Raw genomic sequence first — 9,162 nt, 5'->3', positions numbered from 1 at the left:
AAAAAGTTCCTGCGGGAAACGCTTGCGCTCGTTGGAGTACATAATGGTACTAACCTCGAAAAGACCTCGGTAAGTACCAATGAACTCCCAGGTTCCCTCCGGAATCTTTTTCTCCCTTCTTCCCCGCGGGAAGGTTACGAGCGGGACGAAAGACTCAGCCAGTATAACGGCCCGGTCCCCGGCCTGCGGCGCCTGATCTGTCCTATTTCTTCAAGAGGGGAGGCGCTTGTCGCTGCCACTACGCTTTCCCGAATACCGGAAAACTGCCTCCTGTTCACTATGAGACTATGTAAACTTATAAACTTATAAACTTATAATCTTAGAGTGTTTATTCTGATACTCTTTTTATGCAGCCCAGGATGTCGTCAGAATGTAAAAGAATCACAACTATATCGTGGCCGCGACAATACCACCTCCACACTTGACGAAAGAGACAATCAGCCCCTGACGACGGCGGACGGGGCAACACCCTTCGCTGAGTCTTCAGTCCCGCCGACCACCTGCCCGGGGAAGGAAGGAGAAAACTTTCCGAAGGGAGACCTTGGAATCCGCCGGTGCTTGATGAGGTCTTTTCGAATCTAGCATCCGCTGCGCATTCCACAAGCGGAAGCGAGTCCCCGCAGGAATTTTTTCTCCTGGATTCCCCCTCACGACAACCTGCAAACCGGGACTGAAGACTCATAAACACCCTCCCACTCCCCCGTCCGCCGTCTTACAGAGGCGTCCTCGCATCTCAACTAAATCCGCTCATCCTGATTCTCTTCCCCCTGCTTTAACACCGGATCCGCAGAGCTTTCCTCATCCCCCAACAGCATTTCCACCAGATACCTTGGCCTGTGCTTTGTTTCCAGATAAATCTTCCCGATATACTCTCCCACAATCCCAATGGACAGTAAAAGAAGTCCCCCGATAAACCAGATGGAAACCATGATACTGGCCCAGCCGCTGATTGTGTTGCCTCTATAAAAATCCACGACTGCCCAGATCAGAAACCCGATGCTGACGAAAAAGGAGGCAATGCCCGTAAATGTGATCAAACGGATTGGTTTGATGCTCAGAGAAGTGATTCCCTCGATAGCAAAGGCAAGCATTTTCCCTAACGGATATTTGCTCTCGCCTGCCGCTCTCTCTTTCCTGTCGTAATACACGACATCCGAAGAGTAACCGATCATCGGCACTATTCCCCGCAGGAACAGGTTGACTTCGGTAAATTCCTCCAGGCCTTTTAAGGCCCGGCAGCTCATCAGCCGGAAATCCGCATGGTTATAAACGGTGTTTGCGCCTAAAAGATTCATCATTTTATAGAAGCTCTCCGCCGTCAGACGCTTGAAGGCGGAATCGGTCGTCCTTTTCTTTCTGACGCCGTAAACAATATCGCAGCCCGCCTTGAACCTCTCGATCATCCGGTCACAGGCGTCCACGTCGTCCTGCAAATCCGCATCCAGTGAAATTGCGGCGTCGCAGCGGAGAGCCGCTTCGGAAAGCCCGGCTAAAAGTGCGTTCTGGTGCCCCCGGTTCCGGCTCAGTTTCAGGCCCATAAACCGGCTGTCTTCCCTGTGGAGCCCTTCAATCATTTCCCATGTCCTGTCACGTGACCCGTCATCCACCAGGAGAATCCGGCTCTGTCTATCAATCTTTCCCGCACCGCACAGCTCATCCAGTTTCCTGGTAAGCGTCCCGGCCGTCAGGGGTAAAACCTCTTCTTCATTATAACAAGGCACCACAAAATATAGGATCGGTGCATTTTTCATCTTCTCTCATCTCCTGCCGTCTTTTTTGAATATTTGTCCATTATAAACGAAAACACTGTAAATGGAAAGGGGGCCGGTTCCCTATCCGGGAAAGTGTAACGTGCCCCAGACCGGCGGTGTAATTGTGGAAATCACCTCCACATAACCGTCCGTCTGATTTATGCAGGTATGAGGCAAATCTTCCTCAATAATAATGGTGTCTCCCTCTTGCAGCACGGTGACGGAATCTCCGATTTCCACGTTGAGCGTTCCCTTTAAAATCAGGATCGTCTCTTCGGAATGATGTACCACGGGAAGCTCCGAGTCCTTTGAATTCGGTTCCAGAGTGGCCTTTATCATCAGTGTCTTTGGAATAAAACCAGGTGAAGGGAGCGGCGTCAGGAATTCATATTCCACACTGCTCTTTCTCATTCTTACCGACAGGCGCTCTTCTCTCCGGATTGTGAGATTGCGGTCATTTTTATGATCATCCATCAAAATGTAGACAGGGACGTCAAAGCTCCTGGCAATTTTTCGAAGGGAGGAAAGAGACGGCTCCACTTCCTCCCGCTCAACCTGGGAAATATATCCGATCGACAGGCCCGTGCTCTCCGCCATATCTTTCATGGTAAGTCCCAGTTTTTTACGGTACTCTCTAATATTTGTGCCTAACATATATGACTCCTTCTTTCTGCTATTCCCTATTCTATCGTGCATACGGCACTTATGCAACATTTTTAATTGCGCTCACGGGATAGTCAGGAACAGTTTTTATCCGGATATCCCAATATTCATCCTTATTTTCATACAGAAACAGTTGACCGGTTTTTTAACCTATAGTAAAATTAATAGAAATTATCATAGGGAAAATTATGATATAATCATAATCACAGGAGGATACAAATGAAAATCACGGGTATGAAAATTGAAAAAGTCCAGATTCCGTTAAAAGAGCCTTTTAAGGTGGCCTTTACCGTCGTTAACTATCTGGAAAGCGTATTGATTCAGGTGACAACGGATGAGGGTTATGTCGGATACGGAGAGGCCGCCCCGTTTGCACCGGTAACCGGAGAGACGGTAGACGGCGTAATTGCGGTCCTGGAAATTTTTAAGCAGGGGTTGATTGGGATGAATCCGGTGGACATTGAAGCAGTGCATGGTATGATGGACGGCGTGATTGTAGGAAACGGAGCCGCAAAATGCGCCGTGGATCTTGCAATGTACGATCTGATGGGTAAATCCATGGGACAGCCTGTCTACAAGCTGCTCGGCGGCTTCAGTAATGTGGTGCAGAATGACATCACAATCGGAATCGGCGCTCCGGAAGCAATGGCAGCCGAGGCAAAACGCCTTGTCACAGAAGAAGGATACCACATTTTAAAAATCAAAGCAGGCATCAATTATAAGGAAGATATCCGCGCTATGAAACTGATCCGTGAAGCGGTCGGCCCGGATATCCGCCTGCGCGCAGACGCTAACCAGGGATACACGGTTTCAGACGCGGCCTGCGCACTGGAGGGTTTCCGCGAATTCGGCATCGAAGCCGTGGAACAGTGCCTGCCGCACTGGGATATGGAGGGTTCCGCCTTCATCCGCAGCAAGGTAAACGGAATCCAGATTATGCTGGACGAATCCATCCACGGCCCGGTAGACGCCGCCAGAGCCTGCCGGATCGGCGCCGCCGATATCCTGAATATTAAACTGATGAAATGCGGCGGCCTCTACCCGGCCACAAAAATCAATGCCATCGCCGAAGCGAACGGCGTCACCTGTATGGTAGGCTGCATGCTGGAGACAAAGCTTGCAATCACCGCCGGTTTAAGCCTTGTGGCGGCCAAAAAGAATGTGACGGAGGCAGACTGCGACAGCTTCCTGTATTACAGGGAAAATCCGGTAGAGGGCGGATTTATCCAAAAAAACGACACCTTTACGCTGCTTGATGAACCGGGATTCGGCGTAAACTTTAATATGTAGCCGCATTACCCGGTTATTACATACTGAGAAACCATAGAAAACAACGAAAGAGGTACAATTATGCAATTCCCTATTTTTCAGACAACAGACGAATTACTGACGGTTGTTTTGGTGATGGTGGCATTTTCCCTGTGGGTCCAGCGTTTTAAGGCATTTAAATATATCGGCCCGGCCCTCACGGTAATTGTCATCGGACTTGCGCTCGTCAATCTGCACATTGTTCCCGGGTATCAGGACGTGTATGGCGTTATCATCACCTACTGTGTCCCGATGTCCATCTCCATCTATCTGTTAAACATTAACTTAAAGGAATTGGCAAAGCTGTCCGGAAAGGCCGTGGTCGGCCTCGTATCGGCCGTTTTCAGCGTCTGCCTGGTAGCCACCGTGTTCGGTGCGATTTTCAGCGGAAAGATGTTTGAGGGCTGGAAAATCGCCGGAATGTTTGTCGGAACTTATACGGGAGGCAGCTCCAACCTAACTGCAATCGCGGTTGGCCTGGATGCGGCCAACGAAACCATCGCCGCCGCCAATGCCGCAGACTATGTGGTGGGCATGCCGACGCTGTTTCTGATGTTCGCCGCCCCGGCCCTGTTCCAGAATGTTAAATTCCTGAGGAAGCTTTGGCCGTACCGCCTGTCCGACGAAGACCGCTTCGGCGACGGGGAGGAGCCGGTCCTGATGGCCGAACAGAAATGGAGTATTCAGGATATCGCGTGTCTTCTGGCAATCTCAATCACCATCGTGACAATTGCCACCAGGATGGCGGCTTTCCTGCCGTCCGACTTTGCAAGCGCAGGACGGATACTCCTCATTTCCACGCTCTCCATCGCGGCCGCCCAGATTCCGGCTGTTGGAAAGCTGAGGGGAAATTTGAATCTGGGACTGTTCTTCGGAATGATGTATCTGGCTATCATCGGATTCAGCGTGGATCTGGCTTCCTTCTTCGGCTCCACTATGACAATCACGCTCTTCTGCTTCTGTGTCATCGTCGGAAGTATCACGCTCCATCTGCTCCTGTCCAGACTGTTCAGGGTACCGTATGAATACGTGATTCTCGGCATTACCGGAGCGATTGCCGACGGAACCACCGCCTCCCTGGTCGCATCCAGCGCCAAGTGGAACCGGCTGGTCAGCGTGGGCCTGCTCATGGGCGTCATCGGCGGAGTCTGCGGAAACTATGTAGGTATTTTAGTTGCCTATCTGATTAAATTTATCATCGGGGCATAAGGCATAAAAAAGGAGTCAGCATATGGAACAATGGAAATTTTACCTGTCCGGAATCCTGTACGGAGTCTGTGAGCGCAGGGATAATCAGATCTTTCATCAGCCCCTTGACGTGTACACCGGCCGTCTGAAGGAATGGCAGGTACTTACGGAGGAAGATATCTGGTACCTGGAACTTGGAAAAATGAACGTCCGTGAAGCCCTTCTGCGTCTGCCAGACTATGAAGCCGGTATCGCAGAAACCGCCGGGCGGACGGATGCAAAAGGCTCAGAGACTGACAGTGCTTCCTGTTGCAGGCGTCAATTCGAAACTGCAAATGGGGAAACTTTTGAAAAAAGGGACAGCCATACCTATATACAGCGCAATATTAAATTTCCTAAGGATCTGGTTACGGAGAATGAAAAAGTAATCGCATTCATCACCCCATTCCGCGATCAGTGCGCAGTGCTGGTAAAGGAAGGTTTTGAAGACAGAACCATTTTAAAGAACTGGAATGAAATGGATGCGGGTCCTCTTTTCCCTGTGGAACCTCCGGTGACGGAAATGGTTCCGATGCGGGATTGTATACGTCTTGCGACCGACGTTTATCTTCCGAAGGGCGCCGGGAAAGTACCTGCCGTGTTGGTCCGCACCCCTTATGGAAAGAGTGTTGGAGCCTCCGCCTATTTCCGCTTCGTGCAGCGCGGCTATGCCGTGGTGATACAGGATGTTCGGGGGCGCGAAGACAGCGAAGGGGAATGGCTCCCCATGTACTATGAAGTTGAGGACGGCGACGATACCCTGACCTGGATTGCGGCACAGCCGTGGAGCGACGGAAATGTCGGCATGACGGGCGGTTCTTATCTGGGATACGTCCAATGGGCTGCTGCCGCCAGCGAAAATCCTCATTTGAAGGCAATGCTCAGCAGCGTCTGCGCCGGAAGCCCGTTTATCGATGTCCCCCGGCGGGGCGGCTGTTTCAACTCCGGCATGCTGGCATGGGCCTTCCTGGTTTCCGGTCAGCGCGCCAATCCCGGACTGATGGCGCGTGATGACTGGGAGGAAGTTCTGGACATCAGGCCACTCGAAGATCTGGCGCCGAAAGCGCTCGGATATGATATCCCCTTCCTGAAAAAATGGTTTGAGCATATGGATTACGACGATCTCTGGAAACGCGGAAACTGGAAGGAACGGACCGGAAAACACCGTGTCCCGGCCCTGATTATGTCCGGCTGGTTCGATGACAACGGCATGGGCACAACGGAGGCCCTGGAGCTTTATCATGACTATGACGAAAAGAAGGTCATCCTGGGCCCATGGATGCATGGCGGCAATGCCAACTATGACATTCACGGATTTGCACTCGGTAACAATGCCCTCCGTTATGATATGGATCTGGTCTGCCTGGCATGGCTGGAGCATTATTTAAAAGGCGTGGATAACGGCATTGAGAAGACGCCACGGGTCGAGTATTATACCATGGGCAGCAATGAGTGGAAGACGGCCGATAACTGGCCCGTTCCGGGAACACGGGAACTGAGCCTTTATCTGGACGGGGCGCGCCCGAATGCGGCTGCGGCTAATGAGGGGCTCCTCTCTTCTTCCGCCCCGGTGCATCCCTCCTATGATTCCTACCTCTATGATCCAAAGAATCCGGCCGTCCATCTCGTGGACATGTCGGAAAATGAGCTGGAAGTGCCGGAGGATTATACGGAAGAGGAAAAACGGCCCGATTTTCTGTGCTACTCCACCGGTGTGCTTTCATCGGATTTAACGATTACCGGTGATGCAACGGCAGAACTTTTCATCTCCTCCGACTGTGAAGATACGGATTTGATGGTACGAATCACGGACGTGGATGAAAACGGCCGCTCCATAAAGCTGGCCGACGGGGTTATAAGTGTCCGCTACCGCAACCAGTTTGAACATCCCGAATTCATGGAGCCAGATCAGGTCTATCAGGTGAAGATCCGCACTACGAAGCTGTCCCACACCTTTCAAACAGGCCATCAGCTTCGCGTGACCGTCACCTCCAGCGCAAAGAATTTCATCTTTCCAAACCGGAATACGCGGGACGGTTTTAACAGCGTAACGGTTCGGACCGCAGATAACCGGATTCATCGGGGAGGAATTTATGCGTCGCGGGTGATTCTGTATGAGGAAGGGTAGACGATACTCTTTGGGGACGTGCACGGGGTTCCGCTGCCAATAATAATTATTATTATAATAACAATAGCGATGTCAAAGATACCGCCCGTAAAGAAAAGGTAATATCGGCAAAACGGCAAAATCCCCATCAGGAAGCAGACTTGTCCTGATGGGGATTTTTATATTTCGCATTCGAATTGTTTTTTCTTTCTCCTGTCGCCGTGGATATACAAAATATTTTCCGACGGAACACCGTAAATCGACTCAAGAAATTCTGTATAATTAAAGTTGATATAATATCCATTATTATTGATGACCGATACCAGCGGCTTTGCCGTACCCGAAGGTCTGAGGCTTTCAATCCACTTGCGAAACCGTTTTGAAAGTTCCGCCTCAATTACCTGCAAAGGATAAACGGCCCATTCCGCCATAGTCCTCGCGGACTGTGACGGGAGACCTTGCAGATAGATTGCTCTGCCGAGATTATTTCAATTCTCACAGTCCTCACAGACTATGGCAGCAATTATGCATAATATCCCCCATCAATCATAGCATATTCTCATACACAATACACAATCTGCTTCTCATATTATACGATATCTTCACTTGAAATTAAATATTATATACCTTATTCTGATGCGAATCTCCTGGGTATTTTATGTTTGCTAGGGATTCTCACCAGAATTCCTACACCACATTTTCATTATAATTTATTCAAACTGCCTATTCCATATCCTAAAGCAGTCTTTGCCCTAATCACATAATGTTTAAGTATGCACTTAACAAAGGGAACAATGTCTTTCTCTCCAGCTATCTCCCACTACAATCGGACAAAATAATCTGTTCCTGCTCCAGACGGATACCAAAAGCCAGCATCTTTTGGATCACTGCCCAAAACTCTTTATAATCGTTGTCCTTCTCCATTTCCTTTAATGTATTTCTATACGACGGAGATTGTATCCTCATTGCCTGCTCTTTAAAGATTTCCAAAGTCGTTTCATCCATTTTGTAAGGTCTCAGCTCCGGAATGATATTTTTCTTCAATCGATGAAAAATGTGGAATCCGCCCACATCGATATCGCTCCAGTGATAATAGCTGGCCTCTAATTCCTGTTTCTTTGTACCGTCATATATTTTTTGAATCCACCGTCCTTTGACCGGACTATAACAGCCACCATGAAACACAACCAGTTCATCATCTGATTTCTGATGGGACACATACCATATATAATTCGCCTTATTTTCAATGAACGTAATCTTTACGATTCCCTCCACCGTGACTTCTCTTATCTGTTTCACCGTATCTGAATTAATATACGCACCGTATCTCTGAGTACCGTATTGGATGAGACTGCCATCCTTAAGGACAGCGGAAATTCTTCCCGTAAACTCCATAATCTCCGGCCATCTGACAATCCCCTTCTCTCGCAGCAGCTCATCGTCCTCCAGGATATCCTCATTCTCTTTCTTCCTCACATAGCGGAGGATCGACAAGATTTTTGATTTTACATCTCTCTCAAAATGTTTGCTGTCCCCATACAGCCGGCTGCTCAGCAGCCGCTCCATCAGCTCGTCCTCATTATTCTCCATAAAAACCAGGCATTTTAAGATATCCTCATTCAATCTCCCATCTTCCGTGAAAAATCTGGGAATCCGCCGGCTCTCCTCCAATTCTTTGCACATCTCCTGAAGGAACCTGAAAATTGCCGTATCCCCGCACAGTCTCCGGCTATAAAGCATAATTTGTTCTTTCAGGTAATCAGCCAGATCTTTTTTGGGAATTTTCCCAAGACGCAGGTAGCACTTCCTGACGGCCTCTTCCTCCGGTACCAGCCAGATTTTATCAACGAGATTTCCTATCTCGTATTTTACCCAGGAGTAATCAATCAGCTCCTCTCTTTTCAAGTTTTCCAGAACAGACAGAAAAAGATGCTTCTCGTCGGGGCGTTCCATATACCCCTGAAGCTCCTGTTCGTTTTTTGCATCAAGTATAATCCGTCGGGAAAAAACGCCGCTCACAAACGCCTTACTATTTTCATATTTCTTTAAAAGCCTCTCCAGCAACCATCTCTGGTAATCCATTTGAGCCTCCCTCCGCCCTGCAAA

The 9,162-nt window shown here is 49.3% G+C and carries 8 protein-coding genes; 4 read left to right on the top strand and 4 right to left on the bottom strand.

The annotated features are described in order from the left end of the window. The coding region (locus EJL91_RS24790) for a hypothetical protein (RefSeq protein WP_206429502.1) at positions 1-309 on the top strand (309 nt) is incomplete at its 5' end. Positions 310-737: 428 nt separating this feature from the next. On the opposite strand, the gene EJL91_RS15055 is transcribed toward EJL91_RS24790, so the two are convergent. Continuing rightward, on the bottom strand, positions 738-1,751 hold the full coding sequence (locus EJL91_RS15055; RefSeq protein ID WP_125142772.1) for a glycosyltransferase family 2 protein: 1,014 nt from the start codon (positions 1,749-1,751) through the stop codon (positions 738-740). An 81-nt stretch (positions 1,752-1,832) separates the two neighbouring features. Then, positions 1,833-2,405 carry a helix-turn-helix domain-containing protein gene (locus EJL91_RS15050; RefSeq protein ID WP_125142771.1) on the bottom strand — a complete coding sequence of 191 codons (573 nt, stop codon included), beginning with the start codon at positions 2,403-2,405 and terminating at the stop codon, positions 1,833-1,835. 228 nt (positions 2,406-2,633) lie between these two features. On the opposite strand from EJL91_RS15050, the gene EJL91_RS15045 reads away from it, so the two are divergent. Genes EJL91_RS15045 through EJL91_RS15035 form a run of 3 tightly spaced genes read left to right on the top strand, consistent with a single transcriptional unit; the run spans position 2,634 to position 7,077 of the window. After that, complete coding sequence (locus EJL91_RS15045; RefSeq protein ID WP_125142770.1) at positions 2,634-3,704, top strand: mandelate racemase/muconate lactonizing enzyme family protein; 1,071 nt, start codon at positions 2,634-2,636, stop codon at positions 3,702-3,704. A gap of 60 nt (positions 3,705-3,764) precedes the next feature. Further along, positions 3,765-4,931 (top strand): DUF819 family protein, encoded by a 1,167-nt coding sequence (locus EJL91_RS15040; protein ID WP_125142769.1) that lies wholly within the window; start codon positions 3,765-3,767, stop codon positions 4,929-4,931. A 22-nt stretch (positions 4,932-4,953) separates the two neighbouring features. Further along, entirely contained in the window at positions 4,954-7,077 is a 2,124-nt protein-coding gene (locus tag EJL91_RS15035) for a CocE/NonD family hydrolase (RefSeq protein WP_125142768.1), read from the top strand. A gap of 158 nt (positions 7,078-7,235) precedes the next feature. Here EJL91_RS15035 and EJL91_RS15030 read toward each other — a convergent pair whose 3' ends face one another. Then, on the bottom strand, positions 7,236-7,487 hold the full coding sequence (locus tag EJL91_RS15030; RefSeq protein WP_125142767.1) for an AbiH family protein: 252 nt from the start codon (positions 7,485-7,487) through the stop codon (positions 7,236-7,238). A gap of 379 nt (positions 7,488-7,866) precedes the next feature. Continuing rightward, positions 7,867-9,138 (bottom strand): Wadjet anti-phage system protein JetD domain-containing protein, encoded by a 1,272-nt coding sequence (locus tag EJL91_RS15025; protein WP_164516852.1) that lies wholly within the window; start codon positions 9,136-9,138, stop codon positions 7,867-7,869. Positions 9,139-9,162: the final 24 nt, after the last annotated feature.

Source organism: Clostridium transplantifaecale, from assembly GCF_900626075.1.
GTDB lineage: Bacteria > Bacillota > Clostridia > Lachnospirales > Lachnospiraceae > Otoolea > Otoolea transplantifaecalis.
The sequence above is the reverse complement of the archived record's forward strand: the minus strand, read 5'-3'. Positions and strand labels throughout refer to the sequence as shown.